Annotated in this window: 17 protein-coding genes and 1 pseudogene; 8 read left to right on the top strand and 10 right to left on the bottom strand. The window is 42.2% G+C overall.

Features of this window, described 5'->3' with window-relative positions:
• Nucleotides 1–35: 35 nt before the first annotated feature.
• The 3 genes from dnaG to rpsU form a co-directional block, all read right to left on the bottom strand.
• Nucleotides 36–1,763, bottom strand: coding sequence for a DNA primase (gene dnaG / locus K8B83_RS18595; protein ID WP_223418634.1), 1,728 nt, complete (start codon nucleotides 1,761–1,763; stop codon nucleotides 36–38).
• An 89-nt stretch (nucleotides 1,764–1,852) separates the two neighbouring features.
• On the bottom strand, nucleotides 1,853–2,296 hold the full coding sequence (locus K8B83_RS18590) for a GatB/YqeY domain-containing protein (RefSeq protein ID WP_188740110.1): 444 nt from the start codon (nucleotides 2,294–2,296) through the stop codon (nucleotides 1,853–1,855).
• Nucleotides 2,297–2,303: 7 nt separating this feature from the next.
• Nucleotides 2,304–2,519, bottom strand: coding sequence for a 30S ribosomal protein S21 (gene rpsU / locus K8B83_RS18585; protein WP_006080725.1), 216 nt, complete (start codon nucleotides 2,517–2,519; stop codon nucleotides 2,304–2,306).
• Nucleotides 2,520–2,840: 321 nt separating this feature from the next.
• On the opposite strand from rpsU, the gene tsaD reads away from it, so the two are divergent.
• On the top strand, nucleotides 2,841–3,857 hold the full coding sequence (gene tsaD / locus K8B83_RS18580) for a tRNA (adenosine(37)-N6)-threonylcarbamoyltransferase complex transferase subunit TsaD (RefSeq protein WP_223418632.1): 1,017 nt from the start codon (nucleotides 2,841–2,843) through the stop codon (nucleotides 3,855–3,857).
• Nucleotides 3,858–3,881: 24 nt separating this feature from the next.
• Here tsaD and plsY read toward each other — a convergent pair whose 3' ends face one another.
• Nucleotides 3,882–4,508, bottom strand: a complete 627-nt coding sequence (plsY, locus tag K8B83_RS18575) for a glycerol-3-phosphate 1-O-acyltransferase PlsY (RefSeq protein ID WP_188740108.1) — start codon at nucleotides 4,506–4,508, stop codon at nucleotides 3,882–3,884.
• Nucleotides 4,509–4,774: 266 nt separating this feature from the next.
• Here plsY and folB point away from each other — a divergent pair, with 266 nt between their 5' ends.
• The 4 genes from folB to K8B83_RS18555 all read left to right on the top strand — a co-directional run bounded on the left by folB (nucleotide 4,775) and on the right by K8B83_RS18555 (nucleotide 7,454).
• Nucleotides 4,775–5,128, top strand: coding sequence for a dihydroneopterin aldolase (gene folB, locus K8B83_RS18570; protein WP_188740107.1), 354 nt, complete (start codon nucleotides 4,775–4,777; stop codon nucleotides 5,126–5,128).
• A gap of 45 nt (nucleotides 5,129–5,173) precedes the next feature.
• Nucleotides 5,174–5,689: a 2-amino-4-hydroxy-6-hydroxymethyldihydropteridine diphosphokinase gene (gene folK / locus K8B83_RS18565; protein ID WP_223418631.1), complete on the top strand. Its 516-nt coding sequence runs from the start codon at nucleotides 5,174–5,176 to the stop codon at nucleotides 5,687–5,689.
• 32 nt (nucleotides 5,690–5,721) lie between these two features.
• Nucleotides 5,722–6,519, top strand: a complete 798-nt coding sequence (locus K8B83_RS18560; RefSeq protein WP_188740105.1) for an undecaprenyl-diphosphate phosphatase — start codon at nucleotides 5,722–5,724, stop codon at nucleotides 6,517–6,519.
• 95 nt (nucleotides 6,520–6,614) lie between these two features.
• Nucleotides 6,615–7,454: a putative RNA methyltransferase gene (locus K8B83_RS18555; protein ID WP_223418630.1), complete on the top strand. Its 840-nt coding sequence runs from the start codon at nucleotides 6,615–6,617 to the stop codon at nucleotides 7,452–7,454.
• A 299-nt stretch (nucleotides 7,455–7,753) separates the two neighbouring features.
• Here K8B83_RS18555 and K8B83_RS18550 read toward each other — a convergent pair whose 3' ends face one another.
• A complete protein-coding gene (locus K8B83_RS18550) occupies nucleotides 7,754–8,020 on the bottom strand; it encodes an Lpp/OprI family alanine-zipper lipoprotein (RefSeq protein ID WP_124017059.1) in 267 nt (88 codons plus the stop codon).
• Nucleotides 8,021–8,299: 279 nt separating this feature from the next.
• Nucleotides 8,300–9,532, bottom strand: coding sequence for a multifunctional CCA addition/repair protein (locus tag K8B83_RS18545; RefSeq protein ID WP_223418628.1), 1,233 nt, complete (start codon nucleotides 9,530–9,532; stop codon nucleotides 8,300–8,302).
• A gap of 130 nt (nucleotides 9,533–9,662) precedes the next feature.
• Here K8B83_RS18545 and K8B83_RS18540 point away from each other — a divergent pair.
• Nucleotides 9,663–11,323 (top strand): annotated as a pseudogene (locus tag K8B83_RS18540) (AAA family ATPase).
• Nucleotides 11,323–12,357 carry a general secretion pathway protein GspB gene (locus K8B83_RS18535; protein ID WP_223418626.1) on the top strand — a complete coding sequence of 345 codons (1,035 nt, stop codon included), beginning with the start codon at nucleotides 11,323–11,325 and terminating at the stop codon, nucleotides 12,355–12,357. Before K8B83_RS18540 ends, K8B83_RS18535 begins: the two are co-directional and overlap by 1 nt.
• A 300-nt stretch (nucleotides 12,358–12,657) precedes the next feature.
• Here the strand turns inward: K8B83_RS18535 and nhaD are convergent, their stop codons facing one another.
• The 4 genes from nhaD to K8B83_RS18515 form a co-directional block, all read right to left on the bottom strand.
• On the bottom strand, nucleotides 12,658–13,905 hold the full coding sequence (nhaD, locus tag K8B83_RS18530) for a sodium:proton antiporter NhaD (protein ID WP_223418625.1): 1,248 nt from the start codon (nucleotides 13,903–13,905) through the stop codon (nucleotides 12,658–12,660).
• A 311-nt stretch (nucleotides 13,906–14,216) separates the two neighbouring features.
• Nucleotides 14,217–15,503 (bottom strand): glutamate-1-semialdehyde 2,1-aminomutase, encoded by a 1,287-nt coding sequence (gene hemL / locus K8B83_RS18525; RefSeq protein WP_188740099.1) that lies wholly within the window; start codon nucleotides 15,501–15,503, stop codon nucleotides 14,217–14,219.
• A 24-nt stretch (nucleotides 15,504–15,527) separates the two neighbouring features.
• Nucleotides 15,528–16,547 carry an aspartate carbamoyltransferase gene (locus tag K8B83_RS18520; protein WP_188740098.1) on the bottom strand — a complete coding sequence of 340 codons (1,020 nt, stop codon included), beginning with the start codon at nucleotides 16,545–16,547 and terminating at the stop codon, nucleotides 15,528–15,530.
• Nucleotides 16,548–16,788: 241 nt separating this feature from the next.
• Complete coding sequence (locus K8B83_RS18515) at nucleotides 16,789–18,528, bottom strand: chloride channel protein (protein WP_188740097.1); 1,740 nt, start codon at nucleotides 18,526–18,528, stop codon at nucleotides 16,789–16,791.
• Nucleotides 18,529–18,580: 52 nt separating this feature from the next.
• Here K8B83_RS18515 and K8B83_RS18510 point away from each other — a divergent pair, with 52 nt between their 5' ends.
• Nucleotides 18,581–19,354: a DUF6776 family protein gene (locus tag K8B83_RS18510; RefSeq protein WP_188740096.1), complete on the top strand. Its 774-nt coding sequence runs from the start codon at nucleotides 18,581–18,583 to the stop codon at nucleotides 19,352–19,354.

Here is a 19,354-nt window from a genome sequence, read left to right as displayed (position 1 = left end):
GTTTTGTACGCAGATTATTGATTAATAATTGGGTACTATTTTGCAGTGCCTTTCATTATTGCAATCAGCTTGGTTAGCTGAATCTTTTCGTCTTTTGTTAACGTCTGTTTAAGACTAAGCTCCTGATATAGCTGTTCAATATATTGATTGTTTAGCCATATCAAGGTTTGCTTAAACTCGGGCAATACGTTTTCATCCGCCACTTGATGGTCCCATTGGGCCAATTTAGTTAGAGTGCTTTTTTGTTCATGCTCTCTATGTAGTTCAAGTAGTTGTGCGCTGTTTAACGATTGCTCTCGAGTTATTTCTAGCAAGTGTGCTAGTAATTCTATACCAGGCATTTGTAGCCGCTCTAATGCCGGTTGCTCAATTAAACCAAAGCCAAGGCTTGGGTTTTGAACAAGTAATGCAATGGCTAACCTTAATGGGGTGCCACGGCCTTGTAGGCCTTTTGCGTTGAGCGGTTTGGCCTTGTTTACGGCAAATCCCAGTTTTTTCTTTAAATCTTCGCTACTGTTCATGCCCAATTTGTGTGCTAGGTTTTCTAACAATAAATTTTGCAGTACAGTATCTTGTACTTTTTCGATCAGCGAAATAGCTTGTTTGGCCAATGCGCCTTTATCTGAGCCATGATTGTTACTTAATGTATCAAACAAAAACTCTGGTAATAGCAAGGCGTTGTGCATTAAGGCTTCAAATGCTTCTTTGCCTATTTTTCTGACCATGGTGTCAGGGTCTTCGCCTTGTGGCAAAAACATAAATTTAACTTGGTCACCAGGTTTTAGCAGCGGTAATGCGGTTTCTAGCGCGCGCCATGCTGCGTCTCGTCCTGCTCGGTCACCGTCGTAACAACATATGACTTGTTTTGCACTACGCACTAACAACTGAAATTGTTCAGCCGTGGTTGAGGTGCCAAGTGAGGCCACTGCGTAATCTACCCCAAATTGTGCCAGGGCGACGACATCCATGTAACCTTCAACAATTAAAACGTGCTGTGGATCGCGATGTTTCTGTTTGAGTTCATATAAACCATAAAGCTCATTACCCTTATGAAATATGGGCGTTTCTGGAGAATTCAAGTATTTTGGGGTACCGTCACCCAAAACTCTTCCTCCAAATCCAACCACGCGGCCTCTGCGGTCACGGATTGGGAACATCAATCTGTCGCGAAAACGGTCATAACGTTTGCCGTTATCGTTGGCAATTAACATGCCTGCAGTGAGCAATTTGTCTTGTGCGGCCTGATTTTGGCGGTAACGCCCAAGCAATCCATCCCAGCCGTCTGGCGCAAAGCCAATACCAAATTGTTCCACTACTTCGTCTGATAGACCGCGAAATGCGAGATAATCGACGACTTTTTTCTTATCTGGATGCTGCCTTAACTGACTCTGATAGAAAAGATTGGCTTCTTCCATCAGTTCATATAAATCGCGGCTGAGTCCTTGATCCGGTCTTTTCCCTGTGCCTTGTTCTCTTGGGACTGCTAATCCAAGCTGTCCTGCAAGTTCTTCAATGGCATCAACAAATTCGAGGCGATCGTATTCCATGACAAAGTCAATTGCATTGCCGTGGGCGCCGCAACCAAAACAGTGATAAAACTGTTTGTCTCTGCTAACGGTAAAAGAGGGTGATTTTTCACTATGAAAAGGACAACAAGCCGAGTGGTTTTTACCGGCTTTTTTCAACGGAACTTTGCGATCTATTAGATCGACAATGTCAATGCGAGCTATTAGCTCATTGATAAAATCACGAGGTATCGCCATTGATTGCTATGTTTCTCGAATTTACTTTATCAACTAATTTAAACAAACAAGCCGTGCAAGTGCACGGCTTATTCAACATTAAAAAACGATTACTTCAATTTAGCGCGTATTAAAGTACCAATGGCACCTAAATCTGCACGACCTTGAACTTTCGATTTTAATGCTCCCATTACTTTACCCATATCCGCCATGGTTGCAGCACCTACTTCTGCGATAGTCTCATCGATAATCGTTGCGACTTCTTCTTCGGTAAGTTGTTTTGGCAGAAAAGTTTCAATAACTTGAATCTCTTCAGCTTCTGCTGCGGCTAACTCCGGGCGACTGGCTGCTTCATATTGAGCAATCGAGTCACGACGTTGTTTGACCATTTTGGTTAATACAGCTATCGCTTGTTCATCATTCAGCGTTTCGCGGGTATCCACTTCAATCTGCTTGATGGCGGCAAGTGCCATACGAATTGTCCCCAAGCGCACTTTATCTTTAGCACGCATGGCGTCTTTCATTTGGTCTTTTAGCTGATCGGTTAAGTTCATAATGAGATTAGTATAAACGTACGCGACGTGCGTTTTCGCGAGAAAGCTTTTTAGCTAAACGCTTAACTGCAGCAGCTTTGGCACGCTTACGAGCAGTAGTTGGCTTCTCGTAGAATTCACGAGCACGCACGTCAGCTAAAATACCAGCTTTTTCACAAGAGCGCTTGAAACGACGAAGAGCTACGTCGAATGGTTCGTTTTCACGTACTTTAATAATTGGCATACGCCATCACCCCTTAGGTGTAGTTATGTTGGTTGGCTAAGTCTACAGTTCAACACTGTCTGTCATGAGTTAAAAAACAAATGCCAGCACATTAAACAGCAGTGTCTCAACTCAAACCAAAGGCTATTTAAAATGGTGCGGAATTTTACACCGAGCAGCGACCATTTGTAAACCCCTGATTGATTTTCTCTTTGACGGTGCCTTAATGCTTTCATTTTTATTAATTTATCAACACGCTATTGCTTACACACCGAAATATTGGAGTATTTATGCTGACACAGGTAGAATTAGCGGCCATATTTTTGATGAAGACGAGAGATTATGCGGGTTATTGGTATAGAAACATCTTGTGATGAGACTGGGATTGCAGTGTATGACGATAAATTAGGCTTAATGTCGCATGTGCTATACAGCCAAGTTAAATTGCACGCCGACTATGGTGGTGTCGTGCCTGAGCTCGCATCTCGTGATCATGTTCGTAAAATCGTACCACTGATTAAGCAGGCTTTAGCAGAAGCTAATTCTGGCCTCAATGAAATTGATGGTGTTGCCTATACTAAAGGCCCTGGGCTGATAGGTGCCTTATTAGTGGGCGCATGCGTTGGGCGATCATTAGCTTACGCTTGGAATAAGCCGGCAGTAGGGGTTCATCATATGGAAGGCCATTTATTGGCGCCTATGCTTGAAGATGACGCGCCAGAATTTCCGTTTATTGCCCTGTTAGTGTCTGGTGGCCACTCAATGTTGGTGCAAGTGAAAGGCATTGGTCGTTATCAGGTGTTAGGTGAGTCGGTTGATGATGCCGCTGGTGAAGCTTTTGATAAAACAGCCAAACTCATGGGTTTAGATTATCCTGGCGGGCCACGTTTGGCCAAACTGGCTCAACAAGGATTACCTGCGGGATATAAGTTTCCTCGCCCAATGACCGACAGGCCTGGTCTAGATTTTAGTTTTTCAGGTTTAAAAACCTTTACGGCTAACACCATTGCCGCAGAACCTGACGACCATCAAACCCGTGCTAATATTGCCCGTGCTTTTGAAGAGGCCGTGGTAGATACATTGGCAATTAAGTGTAAACGCGCTTTAAAACAAACAGGTTATAAGCGTTTGGTTATTGCTGGCGGTGTGAGTGCAAATACGCGTTTACGCGAGTCACTGGCGGTTATGATGACCAATTTAGGTGGCAAAGTGTATTATCCTCGTGGAGAGTTTTGCACCGATAATGGCGCCATGATTGCTTTTGCGGGGCTACAGCGTTTACGTGCCGGGCAGATTGAGCCATTGTCAGTGAAAGGACAACCTCGCTGGCCTTTAGATACCTTACCTGCTGTTGATTAAACTTGAGCTTGGCGATATGAAAACCTAACTCTTGGTGGAGTTAGGTTTTTTTATGGATTTTTTTCGAGAAACTTTAGACTCTTCACCAATACGCAAACGGCCAATATTGTCTTTATGGCGAATGAGAATCAGGGTTGAAAGCATTGCAACAGGAAGAATAAACCTATCGTCTAACCACCAGGTATAAAAAGGCGCACAAGTCGCTGCTGCCATTGCAGCAACAGATGAATATCGTGTAAGCAGTAAAAAGACAATCCAGGTGACAATAAGGCACAGGGCTAAATCGCCACCAATAGGGGCCATTGCGCCAAATGCAGTGGCAACGCCTTTACCGCCTTTAAACCCAAAAAAGATAGGAAAAATATGACCAAGACAAGCACTTATGGCAATAAAACCTAATGATGCAGCATCAAGACCGATTTTGTAGCCAAGGTAAGAGGGCAGGGCACCTTTTAGCATGTCAAAAAAAAGCACTAATGCAGCAGAGCTCCCTCCACCAATACGCAGCACGTTTGTGGCACCAGGGTTGCCTGAGCCGCTGGTTCTAGGGTCTGGCAAACCTCTTATTTTACAAACCAGTACGGCACTTGAGATCGAGCCTGCTAAGTACGCGGCGATGATCATCAATATTGTGACAATAACGGTGTTCAAATTGGTTTCCTTACTCTTCTTAGGGTATCATCGCGCATTCGTTTATTAGGCCGAAGTTTTCAGTATCTACTGATGCGGTCTTCACGTTAACATTATTGGCTCAAATAAATTGATTCAGGTGATGTTAATTGCACAATAGCGCCTATCCTACTGTTTAAATTGATTAGGAAAAAGGCCAAATGTGTATTATTAAGCATATAATTGATAATTAAGTTTGATTAGGCTGATCTTAAGGTCTTTTTGAGTGGTTTAAGGTGGATAGTTGCATGGATAAAGTGCTCATACGTCAGTTAGCCATAGAAACCGTAATTGGTATTTATGAGTGGGAAAAAAAGCTTCATCAAACATTATTAATTGATTTAGACATGGCATGGGATAATCGTCTTGCAGCAGCAAGCGATGACTATCAACACGCTTTGTGTTACGAGACAGTGTCTAATCGTTTGATAGCATTAATCACTGAAAAACCAATAGAATTAATAGAAACTGTGGCAGAAATGATTGCCCAGTGTTTGCAAGATGAGTTCAATGTGCCCTGGGTTAAAGTTGTTGTGATGAAGCCGGGTGCGGTTCCTCATGCTACCTCTGTTGGGGTGGAGATTGAACGTGGCCGTATTTAACAGTGTTTCTATTTATATTTTCGTATTAGCAATTTAGGTTCGCCAATGGCACGTATTTACATCAGCTTAGGGACAAATATTTCGCCTGAGCAACACCTCAAAGCAGGCTTGCTTGATTTGCAAGACTCTTTCGGCTCCTTGCAATTATCTCGAGTATTTGAAAGCGAAGCTGTTGGGTTTAAAGGCACCAATTTTTTAAACATGGTAGCAGCTGCAGAAACTGAGTTGAGTATTACTGACGTGGTTGCGACATTTAAGCGTATTGAACAAGCAAATGGCCGTATTAAAAGTGAAAAAAAGTTTAGCCCGCGAAGCTTAGATATCGATTTACTGCTGTATGACAATTTGGTTTGCGATGAACCAATAGAGTTGCCTAGAGGTGAAATTTTATTTAATGCCTTTGTATTATGGCCATTAGCCGAAATAGCCCCTAATTTAAACCACCCAATAGTGAATAAAAGTTATCAATCTCTTTGGCTGGCATTTGACAAACAAAGTCAAAAGCTGTGGCCCATTGAATTTGATTTTCCAAGTGAACTGCAAACAACAATGATTTTATAACCCGTTAATCGTGATTCTCCACAAGGACAAATATGGAAACGCTTCAAGTTATTCTGCTGGCATTAATTCAAGGCTTAACTGAGTTTTTACCGATTTCTAGCTCGGCACATTTAATTTTACCGTCACAACTTTTAGGCTGGTCTGATCAAGGATTATCATTTGATGTTGCAGTTAATACCGGTTCATTGTTTGCAGTAGTAATTTATTTTCGCCATGACATTGTGACTCTAGCTAAATCTTGGTTTGGCAGTTTGGCTGGCTCTCATAGCCAAGAAAGTAAACTGGCCTGGTGGATTATTTTGGCGACTATTCCTGCTGTAATTGCAGGTTTTATGGCGAAAGATTTTATCGAAACCCATTTCAGGAACACCTTAGTGATTGCCATCACGACTATCGTTTTTGGTATATTGCTTTGGGTGGCCGATCGCATGTCAAAAGCGCAATTGAATGAGTTTCAAATGGGGTGGAAAAAGGCCTTGTTAATCGGACTTGCCCAGGCAATGGCATTAATCCCTGGAACATCGCGTTCAGGTGCAACAATGACCGCAGCATTAATGCTTGGGTTAACTCGTGAGGCCGCAGCGCGTTTTTCGTTTTTAATGTCGATCCCTGTGAGTTTTGGGGCGGCCTTATTGGTCACAAAAGATTTAGTCGAAAGCCCAGCATTGATTGATTACCAAGCCCTTAGCCTAGGTATTGTGGTGTCATTTATTGCAGCCTATTTATGTATTCATTATTTCTTAAAGTTTATTAGCCAGATAGGTATGACACCCTTTGTGATTTATCGCCTATTATTAGGTGGTTTATTGCTGGGAATGCTTTACCTTTAGGCCATTTTTAGGCAGTTGTTAAATTAATAAAACGGGTATCAGACCCGTTTTTTGTTTTTATTTCAGATAATCGAATTTTCGAGTAAAGGTCAACAATGACACTACCGCTATTATGTCCAGTGTGCGCAACGCCCATAAAACAACATCAAGCTTCGTTAGGGTTTTATTGTGACAATAAACACCACTTTGATAAACATGCCCAAGGTTATTGGCCGTTATTGAGTAATAGAAAAACTAAACCTCAAGTTTTGTCGCGCCAGCAAATGCGTGCCAGGCATTTTTTGTTAGAGTCAGGGCTATTTGCACCCTTGATTAACCAATTAGATGCAAGCCTGTTAAGTGTGTTACATAGCACAGAGCGACATACGTTTGAGCATCTTGATTATCAATGTGCAGACGGTTACTACCTTCGTCAATTGGTGCCGGCTGTCTCCGAGGCAGGGATTGTGTGTGAGCATTGGGGGATAACCGATGCTGAGAATGCAATATTTGCAGCAGCTAAGGCACAAACTCCGGCAAAATTAATCTTAGCAGCAATGAAGAAGCTCCCTTTTGCAAGCCAGTCGATTGATTTGATCACCGTACTAGACTCTCCAATAAAGGGTAAAGAGTGCATTAGAGTGCTTAAAGATGATGGCCGAATTGTGTTGTTACAGCCAGGCGTTCGTCATTTATGGCAAATAAAGCAGCAAGTTTATCCAGATTTAATTGAAAAGCCATTGCAGCTAAATTTACCGAATGAGCTTGAAGTTGAATCTTTGCAGCAGGTCACTTTCACTCAACCTGTAACAGGCGAGCAAGCATTCACTTTATTGGATATGTCGGTGTTTGGATGGCGAGCAAATGATGAGTTAATCCATCAAATCAAATCTACCGCGATATCTTCACTGGAGTTTGATTGGCAAGTGATTGTATTGAAAAAACGTCAACAATAGTAACGTGCTTAACAACAGCCAATATGTAGATACTCTTATGGCTGGTTAATGGTTGTTTGTCATGAATATAGCTGAATAATGCAGGATAGATAAAGTAAAAAATTGAGATGGATGACGTCGTAATGCAGGTGCTGAGAGGTAATGCTTAGACATGTTTCATTTGCAGAAGTCATTAACGCCACAAATAATTAACGCCACAAATAATTAAGGCTTGATGTTGAAAGCTACCTAGGTAGTAAATCAACAATCAAGCCCTAATAATCAACCTATTAATATAAGCTAATTTTTAATAGCAATTCTTACTTTTTGTAAGAAGAAGCCATGTTGTCTAAACGGTCGTTAGCACGTTTAGCTTCGGCTTGTGCGTCCATAGAAGCAGCTTTAGCGCCTTTAACATCGGCAGATAGCTTGCTTTGCTCAGACTTTAAAGAACCAACTTCTGCTGATAGTTGATCAACTTTGTTACCTAGGTTTGCTACGCTTTCTTCTAAAGCAGTAGTGTTAGCACAACCACCTAATAAAGCAGTCATCGCAACACCAGCAATCATCAGTACTTTTTTGTTCATGGGTAAATCCCTTAATATATAGGTTGTTAAATAGTGCAACGGCGTGTGCCTTTGCAACGGCGTAATTATGTCATAGTTTTTTTTATTTGCTATAGGCAAACAAAAGAATATTCACTTAAAATAGCGAAATAAATGAAAATTGCAAGTATGTAGGCTAAAAAGGATTATTATTTATCGATTTTATATAAATCTTAGTGATTTATTGCCTATTTACCGTTAAAAAATGCATTTTTTCGCTTTTTATCATAAATAAACTGACAGCATTTTGTAACATATTTGTTAGTGTTTAACCAATTGTAATTTAAAGTTATTAACAACCAGAGTTCGTGCTAACTGTAATTCGGCTTTTATGGCGGCTCCCTGATGGCCTGCAGCAATGATTGCTTGAACATCGACTTGGACTGCTAGCTTATAACACTGCTGTAAATATTCAGCTTGTGGATAGGATGCTTGTTCAAACCCCGTGCGACCTCTGATATCGCCATGACAACAGGTTAATAAGTCGGTCAAACGTTGTGGTTTTCGCCACAAATCTGCTTTATCGAACAATTTGATTATGGTTTCTGCTTTAAGTTCAAAGGCGTTATGAATATTTTGATGTTGGTCGCTAACGAGTAGTGCTAAATCCCGATATTCATTTGGGACCTTGATCCGTGCACACATTTTTTTAATGACAGGTAAGCCTTTTTGCCCGTGACCATAGTGCTTTGGCCAATCTTGTTTTGGTGTGAGTGCTTTGCCTACATCGTGAACTAGGGCAGCAAAACGTACCGCTTTATTGTGTGTTAACAAGCTTGTTTGTTGTAGCACCATTAATGTGTGAATACCTGTGTCTATTTCTGGATGCCATTTTTCAGGTTGTGGTACTCCAAAAAGCGAATCGATTTCAGGAAATAACACCTTAAGTGCCTGGCATTGTCTTAATACCTCAAAAAAGATCTGTGGGTTTTGGCTGCTAAGTGCTTTATCGCATTCTTGCCATACGCGCTCAGGCGTCAGGTGCTCAAGCTCACCGCTGTTGGCAATGTCGGTCATTAATTGCTGGGTTTCTGAGGCGATAGTAAAGCCTAAGTGATTAAAGCGAGCGGCAAATCGAGCCACCCGTAACACCCGTAATGGATCTTCTACAAATGCAGCAGACACGTGGCGAAGAATTTTAGCCTCAATATCGGCCGCGCCATTGTAGGGGTCATAAAGTGTGCCTTGTTCGTCTTGGGCGATGGCATTAATGGTTAAATCACGGCGCAGTAAATCATCCTCGAGCGTTACAGCTTTGCTGGCATCGCAACTAAAGCCTTGATAACCGTTACCGGTTTTACGCTCCGTTCTGGCTAATGCATATTCTTGTTGCGTTTTGGGGTGTAAAAACACCGGGAAGTCTTTGCCTACTTGCTGATAACCTAGTGCTAGCATTTCTTCTACACTACTGCCAACAACCATATAATCCTTGTCGACAACAGTTTGTTTTAGCAGGTTATCGCGTACGGCCCCGCCGACTAAATAAATCTTCATGGCGTACCACAACGTGTAATAATAAGTGGCTTAAATATTACCAGAGTTAGATTTTCACGGCTAACTTTTGACAAGTAATGACACAAGCATTAACGTGAGCCGTCAGTTTCAAATAAGGATTTTTGGTCGAATGTATAAAGCCTTCTATGGATTAAATGATAATCCGTTTTCAATTGCGCCTAACCCACATTATATGTTCTTAAGCGACCGCCATCGTGAAGCGCTGGCTCACTTAACCTATGGACTTGGTGAAACCGGTGGTTTCGTATTGCTAACCGGCGAAGTGGGCACAGGTAAAACCACAGTGTCACGCTGTTTATTACAGCAAATTCCAGAAAATACCGACACAGCCTTTATTCTTAACCCATCTCTGACCGAACTTGAGTTGCTGGCCACCTTGTGCGATGAACTTGAAATTAAGTATGGAGAAAACCCAACCCTCAAGCAGCTGACTGATCTTATCAGCATGTATTTACTCAATAATCATAAAAATGGTCGTAATACAGTGCTGATTATTGATGAGGCGCAGCATTTGCGTTCGGAAGTATTAGAGCAGTTGCGTTTACTGACAAATTTAGAAACCAATACCAAAAAGTTATTGCAGGTTATTTTAATTGGTCAACCTGAACTTCAACAGTTACTTAAACGTCAAGACTTACGGCAGTTGGCACAGCGGATCACCGCTCGTTATCATTTGTTGCCACTAGATAAAGAAGAACTAGCCTTATACGTGCAACATAGATTACAGGTCGCGGGTCGTCACGAACCCTTATTTACCCGCAAGGCCATTGCTGCATTACATAAGCATTCGGGGGGATCCCAAGATTAACTAACTTATTGTGTGAACGCGCTTTGATGGCGGGCTATGGCCAAGTTAAAGTGCCGATAGATCATAAGATGGTCAATCAAGCAGCGATTGAGGTGCTTGGCGATATTGATATTTCTAACGATAAACGCTGGCCTTTTGTTGCCGCCGCAGCCCTGGTATTGGCGTTTGGGTTATCTTTTTATTGGTTTAATCACACGGCAGATGAGAGCAATAACCAGACCGCTGCTGTATTACCTCAAGCCACAGCGTCTGTACCATCGGCAACGATGAAAGATGCCCAGCCCACCAATGTAGCAGATTCTGTGGTGCAACAACCTGTACAAGCTTCGCCAGCTGCGAATGCCGAACAGCAAATTTTGCGTCAAGCTATGTTACAAAGTAGCAGTATCGACAATGCATTTGCCGGATTATTTGGCCTTTGGAATAAGCAACCTATTATTGGTTTATCTGCCTGTCAGGCTGCTCAGCAACAACAATTGGCCTGTTATCAACAGCAGGGGAATTGGCACAGTATTATGCGACTTAATTATCCTGCGGTAGTGTACCTGCAAGACAGTCAAGCCAATGTGTTTTATGGTGTTATTGTTGAGCGCCAAGCTGAACAGATTTTATTGCAATTAGGTGAGCAACAATTTTGGGTAAATAAAGATTGGTTTGATCGTCATTTTAGCGGCACCTTCGAAATTTTGTGGCAACCTGATAGTGTTTTACCTCGTGAGATTGGCCAGACTTCGAGCTTGTCACAAGTGCAATGGCTTGAAAACAGCTTGGCATTAGTCAACCAACGGCCGGCAAGGTTGTTGACGCAGTTTGATAGTGAACTTGAGCAGCAACTTATTGCATTTCAACGCCAACATGGTTTAAAACCAGATGGCATTGCCGGTAATCAAACGTTAGTACAGCTTAATTTATATTTAAGTCAGCAGGGGCCGAGATTAAGTACCGCTGAGGTAAGTCGTTAATGTCTATTTTATTGGATGCCGTTAATCGAAAAAAACAGCAGCAGGGTGATGTGGCGGATTTGTTATCTATGCCGTCGATTCAGCCTTCTTTGCCTTCGCGACAAAAAAGCAAATTAACTAAATATACAGTACTTGCCGGTGCAATCATCGTGGGGATTGGTGCTGCGTGGGGAATGAGTGTGTTATTACAACCGTCAACGTCGTCATTACTCGGGCACACAAAGACTGATACTGACTCCGAGCCTGTTGTAGCCAGTCCTGTTGTAATTAGCCCTGTTGCGATGAATCCCGCTGCTGAAACTCAACAGCCTGCTAGGCAAGACAACGCAACCAATGACGATATACGTTTAGCCGGTAAAGTGGCATTGCCTATCGCTAAACCATTTAATCATTACGCTAATGCATCCGTTGCTGCAAATAACGCGTATGTTGAGCCTGCAGCTGATCCGTATTTATATTCTAGCAATGGGAATATGCCCACCCAGTCAACAGAATCGACATCAGCCGACACCGAAAATGCGCTTTATGAGCCTCAATACACGTCTTCGCAACAACAAGAGCCTATTATATTGGGTGCAAATGCGAATCAGCGTGGACTTGCTGAGCTAGAAGCGTTGCGATTACAGGTACAAACCGCTGCACAAGATGTCGATTTTGCTTCTGTAAAAGCACCGTCTATTGATGAGCGTAATAACTTAATGGCAGCGTTTGAAACTGCTCTAAAAGAGGTTGAATTTGAACAGTCAGCAAATCAGCAAGTAACAGAAGCCAAGCTGGATCCAATTCCAAGACCGAACAATCAGCAGATCCCTAGCTATGGTGATTTACCTGCTAGTGTGCAATTACAGGTGCCTGAATTTAATGTTGTCGCACACGTATACGCCACCGAGCCAAGTAATCGTTGGTTAAATGTCGATGGAATTGAACTACAACAAGGTGACATGATTAAAAATAAGCTGACGATTATTGAAATTCGTCCTCGAGATATTGTGTTAGATATTCAGGGGCAGCAGTTTAGAGTCCCGGCAATTTAATAATACCAATTCCACTAATTATCTGATTGGTCACATAATTAATGGAAATGGTATAACTGCGCGAGCATGACGAAATAGTTCAGGTTAATCAATACAATGGCTAATAAAAAAGGCGCTGTCGCGCCTTTTTTATTTTAAACAGAGTGTTCCAACTAGCACAAGAATGTGATCATTCTTACAGGTTAACATCGCTTATAATGTCGTTAGACATTTTGAAGGTAGTACAACGAGCTCGCTGCAATTTCTGCCTTATTCTAAGCGATTTTTCCTACGTAATCTCTGATCACTTATTTATCCTGATTAGCCGTAAATGGTGTTAGCTAAAAACAAGGTTAATCCATAACCTAAGCAATAGCATAACAACAAAGCGGGTACATATTTTAAGTAACTCACAAAGGTGAGTTCTTCTACTTTGCTCATGGCAATAATGCCGGCGGCAGAACCAATAATTAATAGCGAACCACCCACACCCACAGCGTATGTTAAGCCTAACCACTGTGCTGTACTCAGTATAGGGTCGGCTTTTAATAGTGCAGCGGTTAATGGCACGTTGTCTATTAATGCAGAACCCATCCCGGTAAAGAAGTTAGAAATGCTTGGGTTATACATGCTGTAAACGTCTGTTAATAGGGTAAGCGTTCCAATTTCTTTAAGCATACCAACTAATAGCAAAATACCGAGGAAGAATAACAAGGTATCAAACTCAACCTGGCGAATATATTCTAATACCTGTACTTCTTCTTTATTACTTTTACTGGTGCGCCCGACTAAGAACATAACAGACAAGCCAAATAAGAAGGTTAAAACAGGAGGAACACCAAAGAGCACGTTTAACACCATGGTTAAAATAATGGTGATAAAGAAAATTAAGCCAATGACAATATCAACCGTACTGTAGCTTTGTTCGATGGGTGAGGTGCTTACTCGCCCTTCAGCTTTAAGTGAGAACAAAATCGCTAGTAATAATACACTGAAACTCGCTGGAATAAACAGAATGAGTAATTCAGAAATGTCGACTTTGCCAGCAAGGAAAATCATCAGAGTAGTCACATCGCCTGTGATTAACGCAACACCACCAGAGTTGACCGCAAAAATAATTAACACTGCCATGCGGCGGCGCATTTGCTTGTCTAAATTAAAGGTGGTGAGTAAGCCTAAAGACACTAAAGTGGCGGTGACGTTGTCACAAAATGTTGATAACACTAGTGAAAACATACCCACTTGCAACATCAACATACGCACAGAGACTTGTTGTGGAAAGATTTTTTGAACCATTACCTGGATCATACCCTTAGCATTAAGGTATGCCACAAAGGTCATGGTAGACATTAAAAATAACCATAGAGTGGCAATTTCAAGTAAGTTTTCATTGAGTTGCTCACTAACCACTTTGCTGTTTTCTGGGCTACCAGAGACAATAAAGAGGGTGATCCAAGCAATACAGCCTAAAAATAAAGTCGTTTTAGCTTTGTTTATATGGGTAACTTCTTCGAGCACAATACTTAACAGCGCAAGCACCGCAAGTGAGATTAGAAAGGTTTCTAGCATGACTGCAATTCCAACTGTATGTTGTAGGTAATCAAGAGCATTACCGAGAATTTTTGCTAACCTAATTTAATCTCATTTTAAGATTAAATTAAGCTTCCGTTTGGCGAGGCGATCAAATCACACCGCAACTATTTTCGCAATACAGATCACAGTTATTTTGTTAATTTTGATCAAAATCTGGTTGGTTATTTTGAATACTGATGTCACAAGATAGGGAAGGTAAGATAAATGCAAAAAAAGGATAGACGACGCATCGTTTATCCTTTTTGTGACCACACTTGTTAACCTAAATAAGGTTAACTGTATTTAGGTTATTTCATTGCAGCAAAAACACGGTCGACAGCTGCTAAGGTGTATGCAATTTCTTCATCGCCATGGGCCATAGACAAGAAGCCGGCTTCATAGGCACTCGGTGCTAAGTACACGCCTTCGTCTAGCATGGCATGATAGAAGTGACGGAAATGCTCCATGTTGCATTTTGTGACTTGAGCAAAAGAGGTCATTGGATTTTTATCTTCTGTGAAGAAGAAACCAAACATTCCGCCTGCATAAGTAATGCTTAATGGAATACCGTGTTTGTCAGCTGCGGCTTTAAAGCCTTCTGCGACACGTTTGGTTTTATCTGCAAGTGCATCGTATAAGCCTGGTTCACACAAGGCATCCATTTGCGCTAAACCTGCGGTCATTGCAATTGGGTTGCCTGATAACGTACCCGCTTGATAAACAGGGCCTGTAGGCGCAATAAATTGCATTACATCTTTACGGCCACCAAAAGCACCTACTGGCATACCACCGCCAATCACTTTACCTAGTGTGGTTAAGTCTGGCTTAACGCCATAGAAACCCTGGGCACCGCTCATCGAAACCCGGAAACCTGTCATCACTTCGTCGATGATTAATAAGGCGCCAAACTCGTCACAAATAGCGCGTAAACCTTGTAAAAAACCTTCTACAGGCGGAATGCAGTTCATGTTGCCAGCAACCGGCTCAAGGATGATACAGGCGATATCTTGTGGGTATTGTTCGAATATGGCTCGAACAGAATCAAGATCATTATAAGTAGCAGTTAATGTGTGCTTTGCAAAATCTTCAGGAATACCTGGCGAGCTTGGCTGGCCAAGTGTTAATGCGCCAGAGCCTGCTTTAACCAGTAAGCAGTCTGCATGGCCATGGTAACAACCTTCGAACTTTAAAATATTGTCGCGGTTTGTAAAGCCGCGCGCTAAACGAATGGCACTCATGGTGGCTTCAGTCCCTGAGCTCACCATACGAACCTGTTCCATTGATGGCACCATAGAAATGACTTTTTCAGCCATTTTGACTTCTAATTCTGTCGGTGCACCAAAAGATAAACCATTTTCAACAGCCGCTAATACCGCTTGACGGATTTTAGGGTGGTTATGGCCTAAAATCATCGGTCCCCATGAACCCACATAGTCGATATATTTTTTACCGTCAGCATCGAAAATATAAGCGCCATCGGCTTTTTCGATAAATAACGGCGAACCACCAACACCATTAAAGGCACGAACGGGTGAGTTAACGCCACCTGGAATGGTCTTTTTAGCCTGTTCAAATAAGACTTCGGAACGGGTCATGTCTAATCCTTAATATTGTGCCAATTATCTATCGGCTTTACGTGAATACCAGTTTACTGGGCACTCATACTTTTCGAGTTGGTTTTCAACCCCAAGTGTTAATGCAAAAAGTGCCATACGGATAAGTAAGCCGTTATCGGCTTGTCTAAAAATAGCCAAACTTGGGTGGCTGTTTAAATCATTGTCGAGCTCGTTTGCCTGTGCGCGCGAGTCTCGCGGTAATGGGTGCATGATCACGGTATTTGATTTGCAATGTTGCGTATAAATATTGTGATTTAAGCGAAACTTGCCGCGATACTTATTAGCTTCTTCTTGTGACGGAAAACGCTCTTCTTGAATGCGGGTTAAGTACAAAATATCTGCTTGATGCAAATTACCTTCAAGTTGTTCGGTTATTGTGATCTTATGGCCAGCATTTTCAATGTCGGCGATCACATAGTCAGGCATTGCTAGTTCACTTGGTGATATCAATGTGAACTGAATGTCTTTATGCATGCAAAGTAAGCGCGATAACGAATGGACTGTGCGGCCATATTTTAAATCACCTACCATCGCGATGTGCATTCCGTCGATGCCCATGCCTGAATGGCTTAATTCTTTTTTGATGGTAAATAAATCAAGTAAGGCTTGAGTTGGGTGCTCGTTGGGGCCGTCGCCACCATTAATCACAGGAACTCGGCTACCCTCGGCAAACTCTTTTACCGAATAGGCGTCAGGGTGGCGCATGGCGATAACGTCTGAATAAGTCGACAGTACTCTAGCGGTATCGTATAGCGACTCACCTTTTGATAACGACGATGATGCCATCCCGGTGGTTTCGCGAACATGACCACCAAGTAAGTTGAACGCACAGCCAAAGCTGACGCGAGTACGGGTGCTGGGTTCAAAAAACAAATTGCCCAAAATAGCGCCTTCTAATACCTTGGTGCGTTTTTCACGCAACGCATAGGGCGTCATTTTGTTAGCAATGTTAAAAATAGTGTTTATCGAATCCAGATCTAACTGGTTTACGGAAAGGATATGTGAACCTTCGAACTGCATCATCAGCCTGATTTCCAGAGTGTAGGGTAAAATATCCATTAAAAAGCAGGTTATTTTACCGTTATTTATAGGGTATTTATCGGTTTTTTTATAATGTGGCTGAGGCAAAATTGTAGCAGAAAATAAACAACAGATAAATATACCCAACAAGAATCACTTGTTACGAAATAGGACCGTAAGGGGGCAAAGAAGACTTAACATATTTGGCCTTGGCGGCGTGTTAAGAATACCCATTCCAGTATGGTTAAATTTGTCCTGAGCGGATCTCTTGCAATAAATTAGACCAACTGATCACCCCAACCACTTTTTGACCGTTAGGGTTATTAGGGCTGTCTCGATAAATATACACCTCGCCTGAGCGTTTAGCGGCTAGCGCTTCATAGGCTTCATTGAGCGTAGCGCTGTCTGGCAACCCAGGCATAGGGTGACGAGACAGGGTTGTTGAATCTTCAAATGATTGCATTTCTAGGCGTAACATTTCGATTTGGCCCTTGTTATTTCGGACTAAAACGGGACGTCCTTCTGCACGCTTAAGCACTTCAAGCAGCAGTTCATCATCGTCATTGACGATCACAAAGCGCCGGTCCATTAATACTCTAACCCCTTTCTTTTGTAAGCCCTGGTTTAACGGTGCAACCTTGTAACCAAGCCCCATAATATCTAATTGTTTTAAGAATATTGAGCTAGTATTAAAGCCCTGATAGGCAACCAGAAAAGCCGGGATGGTAATAAACATCGCGGGGAGAATAATCGATGCATCGTTGGTTAGCTCAAGCAGGGCAACTAATGCCGCTAAAGGGGCGCTTAAACATACTCCCATCATGGCAGTCATGCCGATGACAGTATATAACCCCACATAAGGCGCAATGGATGGGAATATCAGGCTGCTTAAAATCGCTAAAATGGCGCCAACTAAAGCCCCTATGCCGTAGAGCGGGCCGATTAACCCTCCCGGCACGCCAAAGCCTATTGCGGCAACGGTCGCCAGCATTTTTGCAAACAACAGAGCGATTAAAAATAATAAATTAGGATCTTCAATAATGGCTTCGTGAATGGCAAAGTCACCCGAACCAAGGGCTTGAGGCATCACTAACCCAATCAAGGTCGTGAATGTAGCCGCAATAAATAATCGGTAAATTAATGGCCACTTTTGCCCTTTAGCGGTAACGCTTAACAATGAGAAGTTAAACAGTGCAGCTACACAACCAAGCACTACGCCACCAATAAGCAATATCGGGTAGTGGTCGAGTGGAATGCGAATAACATTGATAAGATCATACTCATGCACATTACCAAAAACGAGCTGGCTTGATACCGCACCACAAATTGCTGAAAGCATAATCGGGAAGAAATAGTGGATTTTGTATTCGCGAACAATGACCTCAAATACAAATAATACTGCTGCCAATGGCGCATTAAAGATCGCGGCAATCCCTGCGGCAATGCCGCTAGCACACATAATACGCACGCTGTTATCTGGTAGGCTGAATTTTTCCGCCATCACACTGGCGCTCACTGCACCGAGATGAATAGCGGGTCCTTCTTTACCGACCGAAAAGTTAGTCATTAATGCGATTAATGCCTGAAAAAATTGCCCAGCCGCCGACTGTAGTGGCACCTTGCCATAATGTAACTTAAACCGGTGCAATACATAGGCTATTCCCATTCGGCGATAGCGCTTTGACCCTATTAATGACAATAGCCATATTAATGCAGCACCCATTAGCGGTAGGTAACTTCGCCAATCAGTTAATGTTGAACTGATGGTATTGGTGTCAGAAAGCAGATATTGTTCAGCCCAAAGTAAACTTAGGCGAAATAAAATGATGACGATTGATGCAATAATTGCAAACAGCAGAGCAAGTGCACAAAGTTGTACACTAATTTTGGCTTGAGATAATTTATCTCTAAATTCGTTATGCAGATATTTGCGCGCAGCTCTTTTGGCGTGAATAATAGCGACTTTATTTATCTTAAACTGCACAGTATGACTCTAAGCTGAGTGGCATTTGTATTCTTTAAAAGGTTGTTACCTAATGTTAAATTATCACCGTTGGTTAGACAGACTGCAAGTTTTAGAGCGTAAAAATCGGACTTCGAGCAAATACTTACTCAGCCTTATGTTCGTGTCTTTTTTGTTAGGCGCCGTCAGTTATAATGTTTGGCTGTCATTTGCGCCAGAAGCCACGCCTAACAGTGCCAGTGGTAAACGCAAATTATTACAACAGCTCGACGAGCAAGCTCAAGTGTTAGCCAGTCGAAATTTGGCTCTAAGTATTGCTGAAAACGCCAATAAAGAAATGCAAGATATGTTCAGCCGTCAGCTTGTTGAACAAAAAACGCTCGAAAAAGAACTGGCGTTTTATCGCAGTGTTATGGTGACTGATGCCGACGCTGAAGGTGTGGCCATTAACACGGTTGAGTTAGTGCAAGGCGCAAGTGCGGAGCGTTTTCAACTACGTATCGTGTTAACGCAATTGCAAAAACGCAAAACCAAAGTGAAAGCTAACGCAGAAGTGACCCTTATCGGAAGCCAAAATGGCAAGGCCAGTTCGCTTAATTTAAATAAGCTGCTTAATAAAAAATTAGCATTTGAATTTAGTTATTTTCAAATTATGGACAGCGATATCGTTTTGCCTGCGGGTTTTAGTTTACAAAAGATAGCCGTTAAAGTGACTGTCAATGCCAGTCGTGGTGTTAAAGGCGGGTCCATTGAACAAACTTATAATGTGCCAGAGCTATTAATGGGTGAAAAAGAACTGCGGGTAATACTTGAACAAAATAGTCAGGTAAAGGATAATTCTCAGTAG

The organism is Shewanella inventionis, assembly GCF_019931735.1.
GTDB lineage: Bacteria > Pseudomonadota > Gammaproteobacteria > Enterobacterales > Shewanellaceae > Shewanella > Shewanella inventionis.
The sequence above is the reverse complement of the archived record's forward strand: the minus strand, read 5'-3'. Positions and strand labels throughout refer to the sequence as shown.